Consider the following 23038-nt stretch of genomic DNA (forward strand, 5'->3'; position numbering starts at 1 on the left):
CGGGGTGTTCCTGGCCTCCTTTCCCGCTGGTCCGTGGCAGGCGAATTGCTATCTCGCGGCCGCTGCGGCGGGCAGCGAGTGCGTGATCGTCGACCCCGGGGTGGACGCCTTCCCCGGCGTCCGGGCCGCGGTTGCCGAGCATGGCCTCACCCCCGTCGGGGTGCTACTCACCCACGGCCACATCGATCACGTCGCCTCGGCCACCCGGGTCGCGGACGAGTGGGGCGTCCCGGCCTGGATTCACGCCGACGACCGCGAACTGCTCACCGACCCGGCGGCCGGGCTGGGTCCGGGCAGCGCCGCGCTGCTGGCGTCCGTGCTGGGCGACGAACCGCTGGCCGAGCCGTCCGACCTGCGACTCTTCGAAACCGGCCTTGATCTGGCCGGGCTGACCTTTGAGGTGGTGCACGCACCGGGCCACCGGCCCGGCTGCGTGATGCTGCGCACACCCCTGACCGGTCACGATCAGCTCGACACCGTGGTGTTCTCGGGCGATGTGCTGTTCGCCGGGTCCATCGGCCGGACGGATCTGCCCGGCGGCGACCATGCCGTCATGCTGGACACCCTGCGCGGCCCGGTGCTCGACCTGCCCGACACCGCCGCGATCCTGCCCGGTCACGGGCAGCAGACCGTGATGGCCCGGGAGCGGGCCACCAACCCGTACCTGCACGTCGACTATTTAGGTGGTGCCCGCACCCGATGAGCCGTCCCAAGCCGCTGAGCGGCTTTCCCGAATTCCTGCCCGCCCAGCGGATCGTCGAGCAGCGCGTCCTGGCTTCACTGGCCGAGACCTTCGAGCTGTACGGCTTCGGCTCGATCGAGACCCGTGCGGTAGAGCCGATGGCGCAACTGGCCCGCAAGGGCGAGATCGACAAGGAGATCTACGTCGTGCGCCGGCTGCAGGCCGAGCGCCACGGCGGGGGAGCGGACGCCGACGAACTCGGCCTGCACTTCGACCTGACCGTGCCGTTCGCCCGCTACGTGCTGGAGAACTCCGGGCACCTGAACTTCCCGTTCCGCCGCTACCAGATCCAGAAGGTGTGGCGCGGCGAGCGGCCGCAGGAGGGGCGCTACCGCGAGTTCCTGCAGGCCGACATCGACGTGGTCGGTCAGGCCGTGCTGGCCGACCATCACGATGTCGAGGTGGCCCGGGTGATCCTCGAGGCGCTGGAGCGGCTGCACACCGAGTTCGGCCTGCCGCCGGTGCTGATGCGGGTGAACAACCGCCGGCTCGCCGAGGGCTTCTACCGGGGGCTCGGCATCGACGACCACCTGGCCGTGCTGCAGCGGGTGGACAAGCTGGACAAGATCGGCCCGGACGCCGTCCGCGAGCTACTGACCGGCGAACTCGGGCTGAGCGTCGAGGTCGCCGAACGCTGCCTGCAGCTGGCCACCATCTCCGCGCCCGACGAGTCGTTCGTCGAACGGGTGCGCGCGCTGGGCGTCCAGAGTGAGTTGCTGGACGAAGGTCTGGCTCAGCTGGCCGCTGTCGTCCGGGCAGGTGCGCAGGCGGCGCCCGGACGGATCGTCGCCGACCTGAAGATCGCCCGCGGGCTCGACTACTACACCGGCACCGTCTACGAGACCGAGCTGGCCGGCTTCGAACACCTCGGCTCGATCTGCTCGGGCGGGCGCTACGACTCGCTCGCCTCCGACGGCCGCACCACCTACCCAGGCGTGGGGTTGTCGATCGGGGTGACGCGGATCCTGGTCCCGCTGCTTGCCAAGGGACTGCTGACGGCGTCGCGGAGTGTTCCCACCTGTGTGCTGGTCGCGGTCGATTCCGAGCAGACCCGCGGTGCGGCGGACGCCGTGGCTGCCCGGCTCCGCGCCCGCGGCATCCCCACCGAGGTGGCGCCGAAGGCGGACCGGTTCGGCAAGCAGATCCGCTACGCCGACCGGCGCGGCATTCCGTTCGTCTGGTTCTCCAGCGGCGAGGTGAAGGACATCCGCTCCGGCGAGCAGGTCGCCGCGGACCCGGATCTGTGGCAGCCGCCCGCGGTGGACCTCGTCCCGGCGGTCCGGGCGGGCTGAGCCGCCCGTCCGTGCGTGACCGGGGGCTACCGTGGCCAGGTGACCGCACAGGGGCACGAGCGGGTCCAGCGGGCGGCGATGTACCGGCCGCCGGCGGCGCTGCGCCCGTACCTGTCCGGCGCAGCCTACGAGCAGCGTGGATTCCCGCCGAGTGAACACGTCGGGCTGCCGTCGTGCAGCATCACGCTCGTCCTGCCGCTGGAGGGTCCTCTGGTCGTATCGATGGACGGCCGCACGCGGGTCGCGATGTCCGCTTGCGTCGGCGGCCTGCATGCCGGGCCGGTCGCGATCGTGCATGGCGGCACCCAGGTCGGGTTCCACCTCGCCGTCACGCCGGACGGAAGCCGCGCCCTGTTCGGATGTCCGGCCGCAGAGCTGGCCGCTGGCGTGGTCGAGTTGGACGAGCTGTGGGGCTCGGACGGACGCGAGCTGCTGGAGCGGCTGCGCACCGCGGACAGCTGGAGCGGACGGGCCGCCGTCCTCGACGAAATGCTGCTGCGCCGGCTGGCGTCCGCGCGTCGACGAGCGGAATCGGATGATCTCAGCCAGGCGTGGAGCCGGCTGTCAGTGGGGATTCCCGGAACGACGGTGGCCGACGTCGCCGAGCAGGTCGGGTGGAGCCGCCGGCATCTCGGCGGGCGTTTCGTGGCCGAGTTCGGGCTGTCCCCGAAGACCGTCCAGCGGATCGCCCGGCTCCAGAGCGCGGTCGTCCGGCTGAAACGGTGGCCCACCGAGCGGTTGGCGGACGTGGCGGCGCGCTGCGGCTACTCCGACCAGGCCCATCTGGCCCGCGACTGGCGTGACCTCGCCGGCTGCACGCCGTCGGAGTGGCTGCGCGCCGAAGTGCTCCCATTCGTTCAAGACGCGGCCGGCGCAGCCGGTGCAGACTTGGCGGATGACTACTCCATCGCGCACCACGATCTGGCCGTGCCTGGTCAGCCATGACGCTCGCCGGCTGATCGAGTTCCTGACCGGATTGGGATTCACCGCGACCTTCGTCCAGCCCGCCGAGGGCCCCGTCGTCGAGCACTCACAGCTGGATTGGCCTGAGGGCGGCGGTTTGATGATCGGCAGCGTCGGTCCCGGGGACGCCCGGGCCGAGCGGGTGGCCGGCGCGGGCTCGCTCTACGTCGTCACCGCCGATCCGGCCCAGGTCCTGGCCCGCGCCGAGGAGGGTGGCGCCAACGTCGTCCGGCCCGGCTACGAGACCGACTACGGCTCGTTCAACGTGCTGTTCGAGGACCCGGACGGCAACCAGTGGTGCTTCGGCACCTACGGCGGCGAGCAGCCATGATTCGTACGGGTGTTTGATAATAGGCTAGTATCGCCTCATGGCGGTGGAGTTTCAGGCGGGTCTGTTCGATGCCGCGGAGGTCGGGGTTCCGCCGCTTGCTGGACGCCTCCAGCGCGTCGGCCTGAGCAGGGGAGCCTGGGTCGACCTGGCGCCGGGGTGGATCCGGGGCGCCGACGAGGCTTTTCCCCGGCTGGTCGAATCCATCCCGTGGCACGCCGAGCGGCGCGAGATGTACGACCGCACGGTCGACGTTCCGCGGCTGCTGTGCATGTACGGAGTCGATGACCCATTGCCCGATCCGGTGTTGAGCCGGGCCCGCGAGGAGCTCAATCGCCACTACGCCGACGAGCTGGGCGAGGAGTTCGTCACCGCCGGATGCTGCTATTACCGCGACGGCCGCGACTCGGTGGCCTGGCACGGCGACCGGATCGGGCGCAGCCGCAGCGAGGACACCATGGTCGCGATCGTCTCGTTCGGGTCGCCGCGGCAGCTGTCGCTGCGGCCGCTGGGTGGACGCCTGCACTGTTCCTACCCGCTCGGCCACGGCGACCTGATCGTGATGGGTGGCTCATGCCAGCGCACCTGGGAGCACGCAATCCTGAAGACCGCCAAGGCGGTCGGCCCGAGGATCAGCGTGCAATTCCGTCCCTACAACGTGTTTTGACGATCGGACGTCCGCGAGCCGGTGATCTCGGTCCGGTCCAGGGCCCCGGCGAGGTCGGCGATCAGGTCGTCCGCATCCTCCAGGCCGACCGACAAGCGCAGATGCCCGTAGGTCCGGAAGCCCGGCGGGTAGCCCTCGCTGCCGCCGCGGGTGTCAGGGCCGACGTGCACGATCAAGCTCTCATCGTGGCCCAGCGAGAAGGCCGAGGTGATCACCCGCAGCTGGGCGACGAACCGGTTCTGGGTGTCCGGGTCGCCGTCGACCGCGAAGGCGAGCATGCCGCCGTAGCCGCGGCCGCCGAACTGACGGGTGGCCAGGTCGTGCTGCGGATGGCCTGGAAGCCCCGGGTACTCGATGTAGGCGATCCGCGGATCGGCGGCCAGGAAGGCCGCGATCCTCTCCGCCGAGGCGAGTTGTTGCCGCAACCGCAACGGAAGCGTCACCGAGCCGCGGGCGATCAGCCAGGCGTTGAACGGTGAGATCGCCCCGCCGACATCCACCAGGGCGTCGTGCCGGATCCGGTCGACCAGGTCGGCGCGCCCGGTCACCACACCGCCCATCGCGTCACCGTGACCATTGATGAACTTGGTCAACGAGTGGATCACCAGATCGGCGCCATCGTCGATCGGACGGTAGAGCGGCGGGGGAGTGAAGGTGCCGTCCACGCTCAGGACCGCGCCCGCCTGATGGGCGATGTCGGCCACGGCTCGGACGTCGGCCACCTTCGTGGTCGGGTTGGCGATCGTCTCGATGTGCACCAGCTTGGTGTTCGGACGCACCGCGGCGCGGACGCCGTCCAGGTCGGCGACGTCGGCAAACGTGGCCTCGATGCCGTAGCGCTGCGGCAGCAGTTCGGCGAACAACCGCCAGACCGCCTCGTAGCTGACGTCCGAGACGATCACGTGGTCACGGGACTTCAGCAGCGCGAAGAACACCCCGTGCAGCGCCGCGACGCCGGAGGCGAAGCAGACGGACGCCTCACCGCCGTCCATCGCGGCCAGCTTGCGTTCCAGTGCGTGCTGGTTCACCCCGCCGTTGCGGGTGTAGGTGAGCTGGTCGGTGGCCGACCAGTCCATCGACGCCGGGTCGTCCGGCAGCCGGTACGAGTTCGCCATCACCAGCGGGGTCCGGATCGCGCCGGTGCCGGCATCGATGCTGTTGCCGCCGTGTACCGCCCAGGTGCCGAAGCCGACCGACGCCGGGTCGTGCCTGTCGGGGGAGTGGGTCATCGGGGCTCCTGGGTGGACGGGTGAGAGATCAGTCGGCGGGCGATCGTCAGCAGCGCCGCTCTCGGTGGTGTCCGGCATGGGTCATTCCTATCGCGAACGTGCTCGTTTCGACTCGCCCGCGGCTGCCGCCATAGGATCGAACGGACGCACCCGCACCGTCTATGCGGGGCCGAGAAAGGAACATCGTCATGCTGCGGACCCATACCGCTGGAACCTTGCGCGCCTCCGACATCGGAGCGACCGTCACTCTCGCCGGCTGGGTGGGCCGGCGTCGCGATCATGGTGGTGTCGCCTTCATCGATCTTCGGGACGCCTCGGGCGTCGTCCAGGTCGTCGTCCGGGACGAGGTGCTGGCCGCGTCCGGCGCCCACGAACTGCGCAACGAGTACTGCATCCAGGTGATCGGCGAGGTCGAGGCGCGCCCCGAGGGCAACGCCAACCCGGACCTGCCGACCGGTGAGATCGAGGTCGCGATCCGCGAGCTGGACGTGCTCAACCCGTCCGCGCCGTTGCCGTTCCAGATCGACGAGCGGGTCAGCGTCGGCGAGGAGGCCCGGCTCAAGTACCGCTACCTCGACCTGCGCCGTCCGGCCCCGGCCCGGGCGATCCGGCTGCGGTCGAAGGTGAACGCCGCGGCCCGCCGGGTGCTCGACGCTCGCGAGTTCGTCGAGATCGAAACCCCGACGATGACCCGCTCGACGCCCGAGGGTGCCCGCGACTTCATCGTGCCGGCCCGGCTCGCGCCCGGCTCGTGGTACGCGCTGCCGCAGTCCCCGCAGCTGTTCAAGCAGCTGCTGATGGTGGCCGGCATGGAGCGCTACTACCAGATCGCCCGCTGCTACCGGGACGAGGACTTCCGCGCCGACCGGCAGCCCGAGTTCACCCAGCTCGACATCGAGATGTCGTTCGTCGACCAGGAGGACGTGATCGCCCTCGGCGAGGCGCTCGCCAAGGAGATCTGGTCGCTGATCGGGGTCGAGTTGGACGCGCCGTTCGCGCGGCTCACCTACGCCGAGGCGATGGACTCCTACGGCTCCGACAAGCCCGACCTTCGCTTCGAGGTGAAGCTGACTGAGCTCACCGCGTTCTTCGCCGACACCCCGTTCCGGGTCTTCCAGGCGCCCTACGTCGGTGCCGTCGTGATGCCCGGTGGGGCGTCCCAGCCGCGGCGCACCTTCGACGCCTGGCAGGAGTGGGCCAAGCAGCGCGGCGCCCGTGGGCTGGCCTACGTGACGATCGGCGACGACGGCACTCTCGGCGGTCCGGTCAGCAAGAACATCACCGAGGCCGAGCGCGCCGGGCTGGCGTCGGCAGTGGGGGCGAACCCGGGTGACTGCATCTTCTTCGCCGCCGGCGCGAGGTCGTCCTCGCAGGCGCTGCTGGGTGCGGCCCGTAACGAGATCGCGAAGCGCTGCGACCTGATCGCCGAGGGCAGCTGGTCGTTCCTGTGGGTGGTGGACGCGCCGCTGTTCAAGCCCACCGGCGACGCCGTCGCGGAGGGTGACGTGGCGGTCGGTGCGGGCGCCTGGACGGCCGTGCACCACGCCTTCACCTCACCGAAGGACCTGGACGGCTTCGACAGCGACCCCGGCAACGCGCTGGCCTGGGCCTACGACATGATCTGCAACGGCAACGAGATCGGCGGCGGCTCGATCCGTATCCACCGCCGCGACATCCAGGAGCGGGTGTTCGCCGTGATGGGGCTGACCGAGGATGAGTCGCAGGAGAAGTTCGGCTTCCTGCTGGACGCGTTCAAGTTCGGCGCCCCGCCGCACGGCGGTATCGCCTTCGGCTGGGACCGGATCGTGGCCCTGCTGTCCGGCTCGGAGTCGATCCGCGACGTGATCGCCTTCCCGAAGAGCGGCGGCGGCTACGACCCGCTGACCGGCGCCCCGGCGCCGATCGCGGCGGAGCAGCGCAAGGAGGCCGGAGTGGACGCCAAGCCGCCGGCAGCCAAGGTCGCCGCGCCTCAGGCCTGACCAGCCGCCGCTGGTCGAGCTTGTCGAGACCCGGCTGAGGCCCCCGCTGGTCGAGCTTGTCGAGACCCATCGGAAGATCTCGTCAAGCTCGATCAACGGGTTCCGTCGTCGTCCGCAATGCCACGAGGGGCCGTCCGATCTCTCGGACGGCCCCTCGGCGTGTTTGGCGCGGTACCCGGGCACCGCCTCCGCGGGTCAGCGCAGGTCGTCGGGGTTGGCCAGATCCTGGTCGTCCTCGTCGCCATCGCTGGCCAGCAGGCCGTACAGGCTGCGCCGGGTCTCGGCGAGAATCTGCGCGGCTTGCTGCTGTTGCGCTCGGCTGCCGGAGCGGGTGAGCTCCTGGGCGGCCATCGCCAGCGAACTGAACTCCTTCCACATGCCGCGCAGCACCTCGGGGTGCTCCGGGGCGTTGTCGGCGTTGAACGCGTCCCACGGCTTGGGGTCGATCCCCGCCGCCACGTTCTGGCCAGCCTCGGTCAGGCGGTAGGCCTTGGCACCGTTGTTGTCGAACGGCTCGATCAGGCCTTCGTCCTCCAGCTGGGCCAGTGCTGGGTAGATGGCGCCGGGGGACGGCTTCCAGCCGCCGCCGGTGCGTTCCACCATGCTCTGGATCATCTGGTAGCCGTTCATCGGCTCCTCGGCCAGCAGGGCCAGCACCGCGTGCCGGACGTCGCCGCGCCGGGCGCGCCCCCGCCCGCGTCCGCCGAACGGACCGCGCGGGCCGAAGGGACCGCCGCCACCGAACGGGCCTTGGGGTCCGAACGGCCCGGTCGGTCCGAAGGGACCCCGTGGGCCGAACAGCGGGTCTCCGCCGAACGGCTGGCCGCCCCGGTTGTGACCCTCGCCGCGGGGGCCGCGCCGGGGCCGTCGATCATCGTGTCCGCCGCGGAAGTCCCGCGGCTCAAAATCCTGGTTCCACATGAGTGGCTCCTTCCGTGTGTGTCTCGTTGCGTCAACGATATATCGTGAGTGTTCGTGATGCAAGTCTCAGTACCCGGCAGTGCCGACTTCGTCGGTCGAGCCAGTCGAGACCCAGGACGCCGGGGGCCTGACCATGCGGGCTTCGACACGCTCAACCAGCGGTGACCAGGCGAGGGTCGGGATGCCGCCGGCGGGCGCGCGCACAGACTGTCGGCATCCACTCCTAGACTCGGCGCGGTGGAAGACCTTTTCGGCAACATCGACCCGGCGACCGCGTCCGGGCGACCCGGGGGATCGCTCAGCACCCCGTCCGCGGACGCCCCCCTGGCAGTCCGGATGCGACCCCGGATGGTCGATGAGATCGTCGGTCAGCAGCATCTGCTCGGTCCGGGATCGCCGCTGCGTCGGCTGGCCGAGGGGGACGCCGCGATGTCGGTGTTCCTGTGGGGACCGCCGGGGGTCGGCAAGACCACCATCGCCGCGGTGGTGTCGCAATCGGCGAGCCGGCGGTTCGTCGAGTTGAGCGCGGTCACCGCGGGCGTCCGGGAGGTTCGCGCCGAACTGGACACGGCCCGTCGCGAATTGGCCCGCGGCCGCCCCACTGTGTTGTTCGTCGACGAGGTGCACAGGTTCTCCAAGGCCCAGCAGGACGTACTGCTGCCCGCGGTGGAGAACCGGCTGGTCACGCTGATCGCGGCCACCACCGAGAATCCGTCCTTCTCGGTCATTGCGCCGCTGCTCTCCCGTTCGCTGTTGCTCACCCTGAAGCCGCTCACCGATGCCGACCTCGGCGTCCTGATCGACCGGGCCCTGGCCGACGAACGCGGGCTGGCCGGCGCGCTGGCGCTGACCGACGAAGCCCGCGCCGACCTGCTCCGGCTGGCCGGTGGGGACGCCCGGCGCGCGCTGACCTATCTGGAGGAGTCGGCTGCCGGGGCGGCCTCCGAAGGCTCGGAGACGATCACGCCGGAGGCGATCAGCCGCGCCGTGGACCGCGCCGCCGTCCGCTATGACAAGGACGGCGACCAGCACTACGACGTGATCAGCGCGTTCATCAAGTCGATGCGGGGCTCGGATGTGCAAGCCGCACTGCACTACCTGGCCCGCATGCTCGAGGCCGGCGAAGACCCACGGTTCATCGCCCGACGGCTGGTGATCCTGGCCAGCGAGGACGTCGGGATGGCCGCGCCCTCGGTGTTGCAGACCTGCGTCGCCGCCGCGCAGGCCGTCCAGCTGATCGGCATGCCGGAGGCCCGGATCAACCTCGCCCAGGCGGTGATCGCGTGTGCCACCGCGCCGAAGTCGAACGCCGTCGTGGTCGCCGTGGACGCGGCCCTGGCCGATGTCCGCGCCGGACGGATCGGCCAGGTGCCCGCGCACCTGCGCGACGCGCACTACGCCGGGGCCAAGTCGCTGGGCCATGGCAAGGGCTACAAATACGCCCACGACCATCCGCACGGGGTGGCCGCCCAGCAGTACCTGCCGGACGAGTTGCTGGACGCGCGTTACTACCTGCCGACCGATCACGGGAACGAGGCCGGGATGGCCGAACGGATGGCAACCCTGGACGAGTTGCTCGGCCGTCCCACGGAGTAGTCCGGCCGGCCCCACCCGACCCCGTCCGACCCGGGAAGTCAAAGGGAGCGTCAGCGCAGGTAGCCCAGCTGGGGGAGCGCGGCCCGGTACTCGGTCAGCAGGTCGGCGGCGATGGTGGCCGAGTCGACCAGTGGATGATGGGTGAGCGCCAGCCGGGCCGCCCGCGCCGATCCGGTGATGGCAGCCTCGATCGTCCAGCGCTCCACCTGCTTGACGGTGGTGACCAGACCTCGGGCATAGCGGGGCAGCGGGGCCAGGGGCAGCGGGTGCAGGCCGCGTCCGTCCACCCGGCAGGGCGCCTCGATCACGGCATCGTTCGGCAGTTCGGACAGCCGTCCTGCGTTGAGCAGGTTGAGGATCAGGCTGGCCGGCTCGTCGCGTCCAATGGCCCGCATGATCGCCAGCGCGACTCCTTCGTACCCGCCGGAGACCAGGTCGGCATCGGCTCGCTCGAAGCCGCCGGCCGCCTCCCGGTTTGCCGCGCCGTAAGTCTCTTCGCGCTCGCGGCGGACGGCGTCCCAGGCGGCCAGTGCGGCGTCCGGAGCGGTGGGGCAGTCGCGGTAGAAGCGGTCCTGCTGTGCGGCCAGGAAGGCGCCGCGGCCACCGCCGGTGCCGCCCTCGCGGCGGAAATAGAACCAGTGCAGGTACTCGTTCGGCAGCGCGCCCAGGTCGCCGACCAGCTGGGGACCGAACAGCCGTCCTTCTTCGACGGTGGCGAGCAGGGCCGGGTCGCCGAGCAGCTCCGGCAGTCGGTCGGCGCCGTCCGCGACCAATCCGCGGAGCCAGCCCAGATGGTTGAGCCCGACGTAGTCCGGCCGGGTGGACGCCGGATCGAGGCCGAGCGCGGACGCCGCTCGGCGGGCCAGCGCGACCGGCGAATCGCAGATGCCCACGACGCGCGGATGGACCGCGGTGAGCGCCTCGGTGACCATGCCGGCCGGATTGGTGAAGTTGATCAACCAGGCCTGCGGTGCGACCTTCGCGACGACGCGGGCCAGGCTCAGCGAGGCCGGGATGCTCCGTAGCGCGTAGGCGATCCCGCCCGCTCCGACGGTTTCCTGGCCGATCAGCCCGTGGCCGGCGGCGATCCGTTCATCGAGGACTCGCGCTGCCGTCCCGCCGGCACGAAGCGCGGAGAAGACGAAGTCGGCGCCGTCCAACGCCTGGGCAGGATCGGTGTGCACGGTGTGCCGCAGCCGGGACGAACCCCCGGCCTGAGCGGTCAATACCCGGTCGATCACGCCCAGCCGTCCCGGATCGACGTCCAGCAGTGCGACGTGGTCGATCAGGTCGTCGGCCAGCAGGGCCGCATGCACCAGCGGCACCCGGAATCCGCCGCCCCCGACGATGGTCAGCTTCACCCGCTCAGCCTAGGCCGTCTTCCAGGGACGGTTCTTCCGGTCACTGGGGACGGTTCTTCCGGTCACTGGGGACGGTTCTCTCGGTCACTGGGGACGGTTCTCTTAGTCACTGGGGACGGTTCTTCCGGTCACCCGATTCGCGCTGAAAGCCCGCGTGCCAGCCATCAGTTGGACAGCCGGTGACCAGGAGAACCGTCCCCAGTGACTAAGAGAACCGTCCCTGGTGACCGAGAGAACCGTCCCTGGTGACCAGGAGAACCGTCCCCGGTGACCGAGGGAACCGTCCCCACCCCAACGGGGCAGGGTCGTTCGCGGCCCACCGTGGCAGCATGCCGACTATGACCAGCATCCTGTGGCTCCGCCGTGATCTGCGCCGGGCGGACCATCCCGCATTGGTCGCGGCGCACGCCGACGGGCCTGTGGTTCCGCTGTTCGTCCTCGACCCGGCGTTCTTCGACGATGCCGGGCGCCCACGGCAAGCCTGGCTGGCGCACACCCTGCGGGCCCTCGACGAGGCCTACGACGGACGGCTGTGCCTGCGCCGCGGCAAGCCCGAGGAGGTCGTGCCCGAGGTGGCTGAGCAGGTGGGCGCGGTTTCGGTCCATGTCTCCACCGAGACCGAACCGGACGGCGCCGCCCGCGACTCCCGCGTCCAAGCGGCTCTGGCAAGTAACGATGTCGCCTGGGTGGAGACCGGCAGCCCCTACGCCGTGACGCCCGGACGCGTCCGCAATCAGCAGGGCAACCCGTACCGGGTGTTCACCCCGTTCGCGCGGGCCTGGCGCGAGCACGGCTGGCGGCACCCGGCCGCCGAGCCCAAGGGACTGCGCCTCCGCGCGGCCGAATCGGACGACACCGCCTGGGAAACTCTGGACGCCGCCGCGGGCGCCGAGGAGCTGCCCGACCTGCCCACGGCCGGCGAGAAGGCGGCACTCGAACGCTGGCACGCCTTCCTGGACGAGGGTCTCGCCCACTACGCCACCGATCGCGACCGACCCGACCTTGCCGGCACCTCCCAACTCTCGCCTTACTTGAAGTTCGGCGTGCTGCACCCGCGCACGCTGCTCGCCGACCTTCCCGGACGCTCACCACGCGGTGCCGACGCCTTCGGCACCGAGTTGGCCTGGCGCGAGTTCTACGCCGATGTCGTCCATCACCATCCGGATTCGCTGTGGCACGACCTTCGGCCCGAGTTGTCCGCGCTCGCCTACGACGACGACTCCGAGCTGGTGGACGCCTGGCGCGCGGGACAGACCGGCTACCCGCTGGTGGACGCCGGCATGCGGCAGCTGCTCGCCACTGGCTGGATGCACAACCGGGTCCGGATGGTGACCGCAAGCTTCCTGGTCAAGGACCTGCACGTCTGGTGGCCGGTCGGCGCCCGGCACTTCCTCGACCACCTGATCGACGGCGATCCGGCATCCAACAACCACGGCTGGCAGTGGGTGGCCGGTACCGGCACCGACGCGGCGCCCTACTTCCGGATCTTCAACCCGGTCGGCCAAGGCACGAAGTTCGACCCGGCCGGCGACTATGTCCGCCGCTGGGTGCCACAACTGCGGCACCTGGCCGGCGCCGCCGTCCACGAACCGTGGAAGGCGTCGGACGGCTACGCGCACGGCTATCCGGAGCGGATCGTCGACCACGCCGAGCAGCGCGCCATCGCCTTGGAGCGGCTGGCGGCGTCCCGCAGCGCGCACTGAACCCCACCGGGTGGGATGGTCCCGCGGCGGGTGCGTTAGGCTGCGTTGGTCACCGTCGCAACCGTGAGGAACGCCCATGTCCGTTGGAGAGATCGCCGGCCTGATCGCGGCCATCGCCGCCGTCGCACTGGTGGCCTTCTGCGCTGTTCCGTTGCTCAAGCTCGGTCGCGTGCTGGAGGAACTGCGGCTCACCGTCCGCGACGTCGGACACAGCTCGGTACCGATCCTGCACGAGCTGAAAGGCACCGTGACCGCCACCAACGACGAGCTCGGCAAGCTGAGCCTGGTCACCGAGGACGTCTCCCGGGTCAGCCGGCACGCCGTCGTGGTCAGCGAGAACGCCGCCCAGCTGTCCACGCTGTTCTCGGCCACCCTGGGTGGCCCGCTGGTGAAGACCGCGGCGTTCACCCACGGCGTGCGGCAGGCCATCAAAGGCAAGCGGAAAGCGGCCAAGTGATGGGACGCGGACTGTTCTGGTTCGCGGTCGGCGCCGGGGTCACCGTCTGGCTGGTGCTCAAGGGACGCGAGTACTACGAGCGCTTCACGCCGAAGGGGATCACCGAGCAGGTCGAGAGGACCGCCGGCAACGCCCGCGGCTGGGTCGACGACTTCCTGCACACGATGACCTCCGCGATGGACGAGCGAGAACACGAACTGCGCGAGGCTCTCGGCCTGGACGGGTCCACTCCTTCCACACCGGAGGGCCTTCCCGTCCAGGAGAGCAACCGCACCTGACCAACGCCGGCCCATCGAGCCGGCAGATCCGATCGGACAACACTCATGAAAACCGCCGAGGTCCGGCGTCGCTACATCGACTACTTCGTGCGCAACGGCCATGTCGAGGTGCCCTCGACGCCGCTGGTTTACAACGACCCCACCCTGCTCTTCGTCAACGCCGGCATGGTGCCCTTCAAGCCCTACTTCACCGGCGCCGAGGACCCCCCGTACGCCCGCGCCGTCAGCGTGCAGAAGTGTGTCCGCACCCTCGACATCGAAGAGGTCGGCAAGACCACCCGGCATGGCACGTTCTTCCAGATGAACGGCAACTTCTCCTTCGGCGATTACTTCAAGGCCGGCGCCATCGAGTACGCCTGGGAGTTGGTCACCGGCAGCCAGGCGGACGGCAACTACGGTTTCGATCCCGACAAGGTCTGGGTCACCGTCTACCTCGACGACGACGAGGCCGCGGGCATGTGGCGCGGGGTCGGCGTCCCCGACGAACGCATCCAGCGCCGCGGGCTCAAGGACAATTACTGGCACATGGGCGTCCCCGGACCGGGCGGCCCGTGCAGCGAGATCTACATCGACCGCGGCCCTGAGTTTGGACCGGACGGCGGCCCGATCGTCGACGAGGACCGCTTCCTGGAGATCTGGAACCTGGTGTTCCAGACCGAGGAGCTGTCGTCCGTCCGCGCCAAGGACGACTTCGACGTTCTGGGTCCGCTGCCGAGCAAGAACATCGACACCGGCATGGGCCTGGAGCGGACCGCGTACCTGCTGCAGGGCGTGGCGAACATGTACGAGATCGACGAGATCTTCCCGGTGATCACCGCCGCGGCCGAACTGGCCGGCACCCGTTACGGCGCCGACCGTGAGGCGGACGTCCGGTTGCGGGTGGTCGGCGACCACGTCCGTTCCGCGCTGATGCTGATGACCGACGGCGTCACCCCCGGCAACGAGGCGCGCGGCTATGTGCTGCGCCGGCTGCTGCGCCGCTCGATTCGCTCGATGCGGCTGCTCGGCGTCAACGACCCGGTGCTGCCTGAGTTGCTGCCGCTGTCGAAGGGGCTGATGGAGCAGTCCTACCCCGAGGTCACCGGCCAGTGGCAGCGGGTCTCCCAGGTCGCCTACGGCGAGGAGGAGGCGTTCCGCCGCACGCTCGCGGCCGGCACCCAGATCTTCGACCTGGCGGTTGCCGAGACCAAGCGCAGCGACACCCGCGTACTTGGCGGTGACAAGGCGTTCCAGCTGCACGACACCTACGGCTTCCCGATCGACCTGACGCTGGAGATGGCGACGGAGGCCGGCCTGGAGGTCGACTCCGACCGGTTCCGCGTGCTGATGCAGGAGCAGAAGGACCGGGCCAAGGCGGACGCCCGGGCCAAGAAGGGCGGCACGGTCAACACCGAGGCCTACCGCACCCTGCGGGCACCCGGCGAGACCCCGTTCCTGGGCTTCACCGACCTCAGCGTCGACTCCCGGGTCCGCGGCATCGTGGCGGACGGCGAACTGGTGCAGAGCGCGCGGCCCGGTGACGTGGTCGAGGTGGTGCTCGACGAGACCCCGTTCTACGCCGAGGCCGGCGGCCAGGACGCCGACCAGGGGGTGCTGACCGGCAACGGCCTGGCGCTCGACGTGCTCGACGTGCAGCGTCCGATCCAGGGCCTGGTGGTACACAAGGTGCTGGTCAACGAGGGCGAACTCGCCACCGGTGCGCAGGTGCTGGCCCAGGTGGACGGCCCGGCCCGGTTCGCGGCCTGCCAGGCGCACACCTCGACGCACATCGTGAACGCGGCGCTGCGGCAGCTGCTCGGCCAGGGCACCCATCAGGCCGGCTCGTACAACAAGCCCGGCTACCTGCGCTTCGACTTCAACGCCAGCCAGGCGTTGTCGCCGGCGTTGCGCAGCGAACTCGAAGGCGTCGTGAACGCGGCGATCCGCGACGACTTCGCGGTCACCGACCGCCAGCTGCCGCTGGACGAGGCGAAGGCGCTCGGCGCGCAGGCGATGTTCGGCGAGAAGTACGGCAACGTGGTCCGGATGGTCGAGCTGGCCGGCCCGTGGTCGCGTGAGCTGTGCGGTGGCACCCATGTGGCGCGCACCTCGCAGATCGGGCTGGTCAACCTGCTCGGCGAGCAGTCGGTCGGCTCCGGCATCCGCCGGGTCGAGGCCCTGGTCAGCACCGAGGCGTTCGAGAAGTTCGCCGCCGAGCGGGCCCTGGTGGCGACCCTGTCGGACACCCTGAAGACCCAGCCCGAGCAGCTCACCGACCGGGTCGAGAAGCTGCTGGCCCAGCTGAAGGCGGCGGAGAAGCAGATCGAGACCTACCGGACGCGCGAACTGCTGGCCGGCGCGGCCAAGCTCACCGAGAAGGCGGTCACGGTTGCCGGTGGCATCCGGGTGGTCGCAGAGCAGGTGGACGGCGTCGGTGGGGGAGACCTGCGCACCATGGCGCTCGACATCCGCTCCGCGCTCGGCTCGGATGCGGCCGTGGTCGCCCTGGTCGGCGGCACCGGCGCCAAGCCGGTGATCGCGGTGGCCACCAATGAGGCGGCTCGAGCGCGCGGCGCCAAGGCCGGTGCCCTGGTCGGCGTCGGTGCGACCCAGCTCGGTGGTCGTGGCGGCGGCAAGGACGACTTCGCTCAGGGCGGCGGCTCCAACGGCGCCGCGGCGTCGGACGCCGTCCGTGCCGTCCGTGACGCGGTGGCGGCCCTTTGAGTCGCGAGTCGTCGCCGGCGCAACCGGTCGAGCCTCAAGCACCGTTGGTTGAGCCTGTCGAAACCACTCACGAGGGTCTCGACAAGCTCGACCAGCGGGGGTCTGGGGGTCTCGACAAGCTCGACCAGCGGCCGACCTTCCGGCGCGGCGTCCGGATGGCCCTCGACTGGGGCAAGGCGCGGATCGGGGTCGCCGCCTGCGACGCCGACGGAACCTTGGCCTACCCGGTCGAGACCGTCCAAACCCATGAAGCCGGACGCCGGCTGACGCAACTGCTGGCCGACTACGAACCGATCGAGGTGATCGTCGGGCTGCCCCGGACCCTGGCCGGCGGCGAAGGCATCGCAGCAGGCCACATCCGGGAACAGCTGGCACCGCTGGTCGCCGCTCATCCCGGCATCGGCTGGCGGTTCGCCGACGAACGGCTCACCACCGTGGACGCCTCCCGCCGGCTGCGGGCGGCCGGCCGGAACACCCGGCGCCAGCGCGCCGTCATCGACCAGGCGGCCGCCGTGGCAGTCTTGGAACAGGCGCTGGCCGTGGAACGAGCAACCGGCCGGGCGCCCGGCGAACCGGCGTGATGAACAAAGGACACTGACGTTATGGCGAACCTCTTCCGCGAACTGCGCGATCCGGAGACCGGCCGCTGGCTGCCGAAGGAGGTCTGGTACCGGGTCCGGGGCGCGATCGCGGTGTTCCTCTCGCTCGCTGTGCTGCTCGGCGGCGGTTGGTTCGTGTACGGGAAGGTGCACGACGCCTGGCTGGGCTACCGCACCGCCGAGGACTACATCGATCCCGCGGGGGTCGCCGACGTGGTGGTCGAGATCCCGCAGGGCTCGTCCACCAAGAAGATCGCCGACATCCTGCTGGCAGCCGACGTGATCCGCACCGGCAAAGCGTTCGAGCGGGTGGCGGCGTCCGACCCGAACGTCCGGAAGATCCAGTACGGGCTGTACAAGCTGCGCACCCAGATCCCGGCCAAGACCGCGTTGCAGATGCTGCTCGACCCGGCCAATCAGATCAAGAACCAGTTCCAAATCCGCGAAGGCCTGCGGCTGTCCGAGGTGCTGACCTCGCTGGCCGAATCCACCAGGGTCTCCGAGCGGGACTTCCAGGCCGCGCTGAAGAACCGTGCCGCGCTCGGACTGCCCAGCTGGATCGGCAAGAGCAATGAGGGCTTCATCTTCCCCGACACCTACAACCTGCCGCTGAAGCCGACTGCCGGGTCGATCCTGAAGTTGCCGATCACCGAGTTCAAGAAGACGGTGCAAGACCTGGGCTTCGAGGAGCGCGCTGCTGCGCTCGGCTACAAGCCGTATCAGGTCCTGGTGATGGCGAGCATCATCGAGCGCGAGGTGGGCCGCGACGAGGACCGCGCCAAGGTTGCCCGGGTCTTCTACAACCGGCTCGAGAAGGGCATGCTGCTGCAATCGGACGCCACCGTCGCCTTCGCGGTGAACAAGACCGGGACGGTGTGGACGACCCCGAAGGAGCGGCAGAGCAACTCGCCCTACAACACCTACAAGCACAAGGGCCTCCCGCCCGGACCGATCACCGCCCCTGCCCGGAAGGCCCTGGAGGCCGCGCTCAGCCCTGCCGACGGCAAGTGGCTCTACTTCGTCCCGATCAATCTGGACACCGGCGAGACCGTGTTCTCCGAGACGCTGGCTGAGCACAACGCCGCCACTGCGAAGCTTCAGCAGTGGTGCCTGGCGAGCGCGGAGAACCGGAAGAAGTGTTCGTGACCCCGAGAGCCGCCGTCCTGGGATCGCCCATCTCCCATTCGCTGTCCCCGGTCATCCACGCCGCGGCCTACGACTGGCTGGGCCTGGACTGGGAGTATGGCCGGGTCGAGTTGCAGCCGGCCGAGTTCGCCGCGTTCGTCGACGGCCTGGACGACTCCTGGCGGGGTCTGAGCGTGACCATGCCACTGAAGGAGCAGGCCGCGGCCTGTGGCATCCCGGACGCCGATGTGCTGCTCACCGGGGTGGCGAACACGGTGGTGCTGGGCGGGCAGCGCCGGGTCTACAACACCGACATCGCCGGGCTGGCCGATGCCCTCCACGCCGCGGGCCTGCGGACGCCGCGGGTCGCCACCCTGATCGGCAACGGCGCCACCGCCCGCTCGGCGCTGGTCGCCCTGGTGCGCTCCGGCGTCCGGCTGATCGAGGTGCAGGGACGCGACCACGGACGGCTCGCCGCCTTCCGCGACTGGGCAGAGGGACAGTTGGACGTCGAGGTGCAGCCCCGCTCCCTCGGCGCGCCGCTGGACCCGGCCAGTGAGATCCTGGTCTCGACCGCCCCCTCGGTGGCACTCGCCGGTCGGCTGGACAGCCTGGAGGTCGAGCACTGCCCGGCGCTGCGCGGAGTGTTCGACGTGATCTACCACCCGTGGCCGACCCCGCTCGCCGCCCGCGCGGCATCCGCCGGGCGGGTGGTGGTCAGCGGGCTGGACATGCTGGCCCATCAGGCCCGCTACCAGGTGCGGCTGATGACCGGTCAGGACGTCCCGGCCGAGGTGCTGCTGTCTGCCGTGCGGGCAGCGGCGGGCGTCGCCGTCGCGTCGTGACAGACTCGCAATCATGCTGCGCTACCTGACCGCCGGTGAGTCCCATGGCCGCGCCCTGGTGGCGACCATCGAAGGAATTCCCGCCCACGTCCAGGTGGCGACCGCCGACATCGCCGAAGCACTCGCCCGCCGCCGGCTGGGCGCGGGCCGTGGCGCCCGGATGAAATTCGAGGCCGACGAGGTGACCCTGCTGACCGGGGTGCGGCACGGCGAGACGCTGGGTTCCCCGATCGCGATCATGATCGGCAACACCGAGTGGCCCAAGTGGCAGACCGTGATGGCCCCGGACGCCGTGGACGCCGAGCTGCTGGCTGCGCAGGCCCGCAACGCCCCGCTGACCCGGCCGCGTCCCGGCCATGCCGATCTGGCCGGCATGCAGAAATACGACTGGGACGAGGCCCGTCCGATCCTCGAACGCGCCTCCGCCCGGGAGACCGCGGCCCGGGTCGCACTCGGCCGGGTGGCCAGCAACTTCCTGCGGCAGGCCTGCGGCATCACCATCGTCAGCCATGTCGTCGAACTCGGACCGGTGCGCTCAGCCGGCACCGGGGTGCCGACCCTCGACGATCAGGACGCGATCGACGCCGACCCCGTCCGCTGCCTGGACGCCGATGCAAGCGCGGCCATGCAAGAAGAGATCGCCGCTTGTCAGAAGGCCGGCGACACCCTCGGCGGGGTGGTCGAAGTTGTCGCTCACGGCCTGCCGGCCGGCCTGGGTTCGCACAGTCAGGGCGACCGCCGGCTCGATTCGAAGCTGGCCGGGGCGTTGATGGGCATCCAGGCGATCAAGGGGGTCGAAGTCGGCGACGGCTTCGACCTGGCCCGGACCCGCGGCAGCCTGGCCCACGACGAGATGGAGCCGGGGCCCGGTGGCGTGGTCCGGCTGCGCAACCGCTCCGGCGGCACCGAAGGCGGCATGAGCAACGGCGAACCGCTGCGGGTGCGGGCCGCGATGAAGCCGATCGCCACGATTCCGCGGGCCTTGCGCACGATCGACGTGGCCACCGGTGAGCCGGCCGTCGCGCACCATCAGCGCTCCGACGTATGCGCCGTCCCGGCCGCCGGGGTGGTGGCCGAGGCGATGGTGTCGCTGGTGCTGGCCGAAGCCGTCCTGGAGAAATTCGGCGGGGACTCGGTGGCCGAGACGGCCCGCAACCTGGCCGGTTACACCGAGCGGCTGGCCCAGCGAGGACTGAGGTGACGGCGGCCCGCGGCATCGCTGTCATCGGCGCCCCGGGCGCGGGCAAGAGCACGGTGGGACGCTGGCTCGCCGACCTCCTCACCCTGCCGTTCGCCGATGTGGACACGGTCATCGAGGAACGCTTTCAGGCCCCCCTGCGGGAGGTCTTCGCCGACCAGGGTGAGGACGGCTTCCGGGCACTGGAACGACAACACAGCCTGGCGGCACTGACCGGGGCGGGCGTGGTCGCGCTCGGCGGCGGCGCCGTCCTGGACGCCGAGGTCGCGGCCGCGCTGACCGGACGGCATGTGGTGTGGCTGCAGGTCTCGGCCACCCAGGCCACTCGGCGGCTCGGCCTGAACCAGGCCGGGGGACTGGTGCTGGGCAACATCCGGGGACGACTGATCCAGCAGATGGCCGAACGCCAGGCCGTCTACCAGCGGCTGGCGACCATCACCGTGGACACCGATCGCACGGAGGTGCCGGCCGTGGTGGACTACATCGTCAGCAAATTGCCCGAGGAGGACAGGTGAGGATCTCCGCCATTGACGTGACGGCGGAAAGCCCCTACCAGGTCGTGGTGGGTGCGGGCGCGCTGGACTTTCTGCCCGAATACCTGGCTGGTCAGAGCCGGGTGGCATTGATCCATCCGCCGGTACTGCGGCCCAGGGCCGAGGAGCTTGCCGCGCGCTGCGACGTCCAGGCGCTGCTGATCGAGGTGCCCGCCGCCGAGGACGCCAAGACCGGCGAGACGCTGCAGCGGTGCTGGGACGCCCTGGCCGCAGCCGGCTTCACCCGCTCGGACGCCATCGTCGGTCTGGGCGGCGGCGCGACCACCGACCTGGCCGGCTTCGTGGCCGCGACCTGGCTGCGCGGCGTCCGGTATGTCTCGATCCCGACCACAGTGCTCGGCATGGTGGACGCGGCTGTCGGCGGCAAGACCGGGATCAACCTGGGTGCCGGGAAGAACCTGGTCGGGTCGTTCTACGAGCCGTACACCGTATTGTGCGACCTCTCCTTCCTCTCGCAGCTGCCGGCGGCGGAGATCAGGGCGGGAATGGCCGAGGTGGTCAAGGCGGGCTTCATCGCCGACCCGGCGATCCTGACCATCATTGAGGACGATCCGGTCGCGGCCCTCGACCCGGACGCCGAGGTGATCTGCGCCCTGATCAAGCGAGCGATCGAGGTCAAGGCCGCGGTGGTCGGCAGCGACCTGCGCGAGCGGACGTCGGTGGGTCGCGACATCGGACGCGAGATGCTCAACTACGGCCACACCCTGGGTCACGCCATCGAACGGCACCAGGGCTATCGCTGGCGGCACGGCGAGGCGATCAGCGTCGGCATGGCGTTCGTCGCCGAGTTGAGCCGCCGGCTGGGCCGGCTCGACGACGACACGGCTGGCCGGCACGCCGGCATTCTGCGAGCCATCGGGCTGCCCACCGACTACCCGGCAGCTGCCTGGCGGCAGCTGCGCGAGGCGATGAACCTGGACAAGAAGACCCGCGCGGACACCCTCCGTTTCGTCATCCTGGACGGGCTCGCCAAACCGGCCATCCTGGAGAGCCCGGACGAGGACCTGCTCCAGGAGAGCTTCGAGGCCCTGGGCCGCACCGGGAGCTCGGCCTGATGTACACCCCGCGTCACTTCGCCATGCCACCGGATCTGCAGGCGAGGATCCTGGCCGAACCCGGGGTGGGCGACCTGATCACGCATGGGCCGTCCGGGCTGCTGGCCACCCACCTGCCGTACCTCTTCGATCCGGAGCTGGGCGAGCAGGGCAGCCTGGTGCTGCACGTGGCGCGTCCGAACGCCCAGTGGCGCGAGCCGGCCAGCGGCGAGTCGCTGTTCATCGTCACCCCGGCCACCGACTACATCTCGTCGCTGTGGTACCCCAGCGCCACCGCGTCCGGGAAGTACGTCCCCACTTGGGACTACGTGACGTTGCACATCTACGGCGAACTGATCGCCCACGACGACTTCGCGTGGACGTCGATGGCCGCCGAACGGCTGATGGCCGCCCACGAGGACCGGATCGGTGTCGCCGACATGCCCGTCGACTACGTCGCAGGCCAACTCCGAGCGATCGTCGGCCTGCAGCTGGCGATCACCCGGATCGAGGCCAAGGCCAAGCTCAGCCAGAACCGGACGCCCGAGGACGTCCGCGGTGTCATCGACGGCCTGCACGATGCGGGTGCCGATGACAGCGCCGCCCTGGTCGAGGAGTTCGGCCTGCCGCCCGCCGAACGCCGGGCCGCCCTGGTCGCCGATGTCGCCGCCCGCCACCGCCCCGGCCCCGACAGCCTCTCCGCCGGCCGCATCATCGACGCCCCCACCCCCCGCTAGCGGTACGCGGGGACGGTTCTCCCGGTCACCGGGGACGGTTCTTCCGGTCACCGGGGACGGTTCTTCCGGTCACCGGGGACGGTTCTTCCGGTCACCGGGGACGGTTCTTCCGGTCACCGGGGACGGTTCTCTTGGTCACCGGGGACGGTTCTCTTGGTCACCGGGCCGATGGCTCGTCACACCCGGACGTCAGCCGTTCACCCACTCACGCGGGTTGTTCAGCGAGTCGCACCCAGGCGTCCCGGACCGTCCGGACCTGTTCCTCGATGGACAGCGCGGATACCGCGACCTCGAGGTCGACGCCGAGTAGCCGGCGCTGCTGCTCATGTAACGCCTCGAACCGGTCATCGCTGAGGTAGCGAGGACGGGACGCCGCCCGTGCCCGTGCGGCCGATCCATCGACGGCCAAGCGGATCACGATCACCCCACCGATGAGGGCACGATAGTGCTCCAGCAGATCAGGGTCGACGACGTCGCTGATGATGACGTCGAATCCTTGATCGCGCAGGTTCGCGGCCAGCGCAGCGGCGTTGCGGACGCCGAGCAGATGCTGGGCGCGACCCTCGGCACCTTGCCAAGGGGCCAGATGGCCACCGATGATCAGCTGGCGCAGATCATCCACATCGAGAGCCGCGCAGTGTGGAGTCATGCTCGCCAGGAGTCGTGCCGTGGTGGTCTTGCCGGACGCCGGGCCTCCGGTGAGCAGAAGCGGTGGGAGCAGCGCCAT

22 protein-coding genes are annotated in these 23038 nt (G+C 70.3%); 18 read left to right on the forward strand and 4 right to left on the reverse strand.

All coding sequences use genetic code 11. The features are described 5' to 3' along the window. The first annotated feature begins 4 nt into the window (after positions 1-4). From QM711_RS02525 to QM711_RS02545, 5 genes are read left to right on the forward strand one after another with little or no spacing between them, the layout of a single operon-like run. Positions 5-703 carry an MBL fold metallo-hydrolase gene (locus tag QM711_RS02525; protein WP_415096135.1) on the forward strand — a complete coding sequence of 233 codons (699 nt, stop codon included), beginning with the start codon at positions 5-7 and terminating at the stop codon, positions 701-703. Beyond that, on the forward strand, positions 700-2034 hold the full coding sequence (gene hisS / locus QM711_RS02530; RefSeq protein ID WP_415096136.1) for a histidine--tRNA ligase: 1335 nt from the start codon (positions 700-702) through the stop codon (positions 2032-2034). Before QM711_RS02525 ends, hisS begins: the two co-directional genes overlap by 4 nt. Before the next feature lie 39 nt (positions 2035-2073). Continuing rightward, positions 2074-2979 carry a helix-turn-helix domain-containing protein gene (locus tag QM711_RS02535; protein WP_415096137.1) on the forward strand — a complete coding sequence of 302 codons (906 nt, stop codon included), beginning with the start codon at positions 2074-2076 and terminating at the stop codon, positions 2977-2979. Next, on the forward strand, positions 2930-3328 hold the full coding sequence (locus QM711_RS02540) for a VOC family protein (protein WP_415096138.1): 399 nt from the start codon (positions 2930-2932) through the stop codon (positions 3326-3328). Before QM711_RS02535 ends, QM711_RS02540 begins: the two co-directional genes overlap by 50 nt. Before the next feature lie 37 nt (positions 3329-3365). After that, entirely contained in the window at positions 3366-3992 is a 627-nt protein-coding gene (locus QM711_RS02545) for an alpha-ketoglutarate-dependent dioxygenase AlkB (protein WP_415096139.1), read from the forward strand. Here the strand turns inward: QM711_RS02545 and QM711_RS02550 are convergent. Beyond that, positions 3977-5221, reverse strand: coding sequence for a trans-sulfuration enzyme family protein (locus QM711_RS02550; protein WP_415096140.1), 1245 nt, complete (start codon positions 5219-5221; stop codon positions 3977-3979). The genes QM711_RS02545 and QM711_RS02550 overlap by 16 nt on opposite strands. Before the next feature lie 188 nt (positions 5222-5409). Here QM711_RS02550 and aspS point away from each other — a divergent pair, with 188 nt between their 5' ends. Next, the gene (gene aspS / locus QM711_RS02555) at positions 5410-7200 is read left to right on the forward strand and encodes an aspartate--tRNA ligase (protein ID WP_415096141.1); all 1791 of its coding nucleotides are present in this window, start codon (positions 5410-5412) and stop codon (positions 7198-7200) included. Between the two features lie 195 nt (positions 7201-7395). Here aspS and QM711_RS02560 read toward each other — a convergent pair whose 3' ends face one another. Next, positions 7396-8121, reverse strand: a complete 726-nt coding sequence (locus QM711_RS02560; protein ID WP_415096142.1) for a PadR family transcriptional regulator — start codon at positions 8119-8121, stop codon at positions 7396-7398. 237 nt (positions 8122-8358) lie between these two features. Here QM711_RS02560 and QM711_RS02565 point away from each other — a divergent pair, with 237 nt between their 5' ends. Continuing rightward, on the forward strand, positions 8359-9717 hold the full coding sequence (locus QM711_RS02565) for a replication-associated recombination protein A (RefSeq protein ID WP_415096143.1): 1359 nt from the start codon (positions 8359-8361) through the stop codon (positions 9715-9717). A gap of 50 nt (positions 9718-9767) precedes the next feature. On the opposite strand, the gene QM711_RS02570 is transcribed toward QM711_RS02565, so the two are convergent. Then, positions 9768-11078, reverse strand: coding sequence for a 6-phospho-beta-glucosidase (locus tag QM711_RS02570; protein ID WP_415096144.1), 1311 nt, complete (start codon positions 11076-11078; stop codon positions 9768-9770). A gap of 338 nt (positions 11079-11416) precedes the next feature. Here QM711_RS02570 and QM711_RS02575 point away from each other — a divergent pair, with 338 nt between their 5' ends. From QM711_RS02575 to QM711_RS02625, 11 genes are all read left to right on the forward strand, one after another. Further along, the gene (locus QM711_RS02575; protein WP_415096145.1) at positions 11417-12781 is read left to right on the forward strand and encodes a cryptochrome/photolyase family protein; all 1365 of its coding nucleotides are present in this window, start codon (positions 11417-11419) and stop codon (positions 12779-12781) included. 76 nt (positions 12782-12857) lie between these two features. Further along, a complete protein-coding gene (locus QM711_RS02580; RefSeq protein ID WP_415096146.1) occupies positions 12858-13238 on the forward strand; it encodes a DUF948 domain-containing protein in 381 nt (126 codons plus the stop codon). Continuing rightward, positions 13238-13516 carry a DUF6167 family protein gene (locus QM711_RS02585; RefSeq protein WP_415096147.1) on the forward strand — a complete coding sequence of 93 codons (279 nt, stop codon included), beginning with the start codon at positions 13238-13240 and terminating at the stop codon, positions 13514-13516. Before QM711_RS02580 ends, QM711_RS02585 begins: the two co-directional genes overlap by 1 nt. Positions 13517-13561: 45 nt before the next feature. Beyond that, positions 13562-16219 carry an alanine--tRNA ligase gene (gene alaS / locus QM711_RS02590; protein WP_415096148.1) on the forward strand — a complete coding sequence of 886 codons (2658 nt, stop codon included), beginning with the start codon at positions 13562-13564 and terminating at the stop codon, positions 16217-16219. Between the two features lie 155 nt (positions 16220-16374). Further along, positions 16375-16800: a Holliday junction resolvase RuvX gene (ruvX, locus tag QM711_RS02595; protein WP_415096876.1), complete on the forward strand. Its 426-nt coding sequence runs from the start codon at positions 16375-16377 to the stop codon at positions 16798-16800. A 21-nt stretch (positions 16801-16821) separates the two neighbouring features. Further along, a complete protein-coding gene (gene mltG, locus QM711_RS02600) occupies positions 16822-17964 on the forward strand; it encodes an endolytic transglycosylase MltG (protein ID WP_415096149.1) in 1143 nt (380 codons plus the stop codon). Next, on the forward strand, positions 17961-18788 hold the full coding sequence (locus QM711_RS02605) for a shikimate dehydrogenase family protein (protein ID WP_415096150.1): 828 nt from the start codon (positions 17961-17963) through the stop codon (positions 18786-18788). The genes mltG and QM711_RS02605 overlap by 4 nt, the downstream gene beginning before the upstream one ends. Positions 18789-18801: 13 nt before the next feature. Beyond that, the gene (gene aroC, locus QM711_RS02610; RefSeq protein WP_415096151.1) at positions 18802-19989 is read left to right on the forward strand and encodes a chorismate synthase; all 1188 of its coding nucleotides are present in this window, start codon (positions 18802-18804) and stop codon (positions 19987-19989) included. Next, positions 19986-20501, forward strand: a complete 516-nt coding sequence (locus QM711_RS02615; protein WP_415096152.1) for a shikimate kinase — start codon at positions 19986-19988, stop codon at positions 20499-20501. Before aroC ends, QM711_RS02615 begins: the two co-directional genes overlap by 4 nt. Further along, positions 20498-21595, forward strand: a complete 1098-nt coding sequence (gene aroB / locus QM711_RS02620; RefSeq protein WP_415096153.1) for a 3-dehydroquinate synthase — start codon at positions 20498-20500, stop codon at positions 21593-21595. Before QM711_RS02615 ends, aroB begins: the two co-directional genes overlap by 4 nt. Then, positions 21595-22311 (forward strand): FMN-binding negative transcriptional regulator, encoded by a 717-nt coding sequence (locus QM711_RS02625; protein WP_415096154.1) that lies wholly within the window; start codon positions 21595-21597, stop codon positions 22309-22311. The genes aroB and QM711_RS02625 overlap by 1 nt, the downstream gene beginning before the upstream one ends. A 205-nt stretch (positions 22312-22516) precedes the next feature. Here the strand turns inward: QM711_RS02625 and QM711_RS02630 are convergent, their stop codons facing one another. Continuing rightward, a complete protein-coding gene (locus QM711_RS02630; RefSeq protein WP_415096155.1) occupies positions 22517-23038 on the reverse strand; it encodes a hypothetical protein in 522 nt (173 codons plus the stop codon).

This window comes from Micropruina sp. (genome assembly GCF_047602385.1).
Taxonomy (GTDB): Bacteria; Actinomycetota; Actinomycetes; order Propionibacteriales; family Propionibacteriaceae; genus Micropruina.

What these genes read in the sequence shown, in the direction of transcription:
- aspS (WP_415096141.1), top strand. Translation starts at nt 5,410, where the DNA reads ATGCTGCGGACCCATACCGCTGGAACCTTGCGCGCCTCCGACATCGGA.
- ruvX (WP_415096876.1), top strand. Translation starts at nt 16,375, where the DNA reads ATGGCCCTCGACTGGGGCAAGGCGCGGATCGGGGTCGCCGCCTGCGAC.
- QM711_RS02630 (WP_415096155.1), bottom strand. Translation starts at nt 23,038, where the DNA reads ATGGCGCTGCTCCCACCGCTTCTGCTCACCGGAGGCCCGGCGTCCGGC.
- QM711_RS02575 (WP_415096145.1), top strand. Translation starts at nt 11,417, where the DNA reads ATGACCAGCATCCTGTGGCTCCGCCGTGATCTGCGCCGGGCGGACCAT.
- QM711_RS02560 (WP_415096142.1), bottom strand. Translation starts at nt 8,121, where the DNA reads ATGTGGAACCAGGATTTTGAGCCGCGGGACTTCCGCGGCGGACACGAT.
- aroC (WP_415096151.1), top strand. Translation starts at nt 18,802, where the DNA reads ATGCTGCGCTACCTGACCGCCGGTGAGTCCCATGGCCGCGCCCTGGTG.
- QM711_RS02580 (WP_415096146.1), top strand. Translation starts at nt 12,858, where the DNA reads ATGTCCGTTGGAGAGATCGCCGGCCTGATCGCGGCCATCGCCGCCGTC.
- QM711_RS02625 (WP_415096154.1), top strand. Translation starts at nt 21,595, where the DNA reads ATGTACACCCCGCGTCACTTCGCCATGCCACCGGATCTGCAGGCGAGG.
- QM711_RS02545 (WP_415096139.1), top strand. Translation starts at nt 3,366, where the DNA reads ATGGCGGTGGAGTTTCAGGCGGGTCTGTTCGATGCCGCGGAGGTCGGG.
- hisS (WP_415096136.1), top strand. Translation starts at nt 700, where the DNA reads ATGAGCCGTCCCAAGCCGCTGAGCGGCTTTCCCGAATTCCTGCCCGCC.
- alaS (WP_415096148.1), top strand. Translation starts at nt 13,562, where the DNA reads ATGAAAACCGCCGAGGTCCGGCGTCGCTACATCGACTACTTCGTGCGC.
- QM711_RS02540 (WP_415096138.1), top strand. Translation starts at nt 2,930, where the DNA reads ATGACTACTCCATCGCGCACCACGATCTGGCCGTGCCTGGTCAGCCAT.
- QM711_RS02550 (WP_415096140.1), bottom strand. Translation starts at nt 5,221, where the DNA reads ATGACCCACTCCCCCGACAGGCACGACCCGGCGTCGGTCGGCTTCGGC.
- mltG (WP_415096149.1), top strand. Translation starts at nt 16,822, where the DNA reads ATGGCGAACCTCTTCCGCGAACTGCGCGATCCGGAGACCGGCCGCTGG.
- QM711_RS02585 (WP_415096147.1), top strand. Translation starts at nt 13,238, where the DNA reads ATGGGACGCGGACTGTTCTGGTTCGCGGTCGGCGCCGGGGTCACCGTC.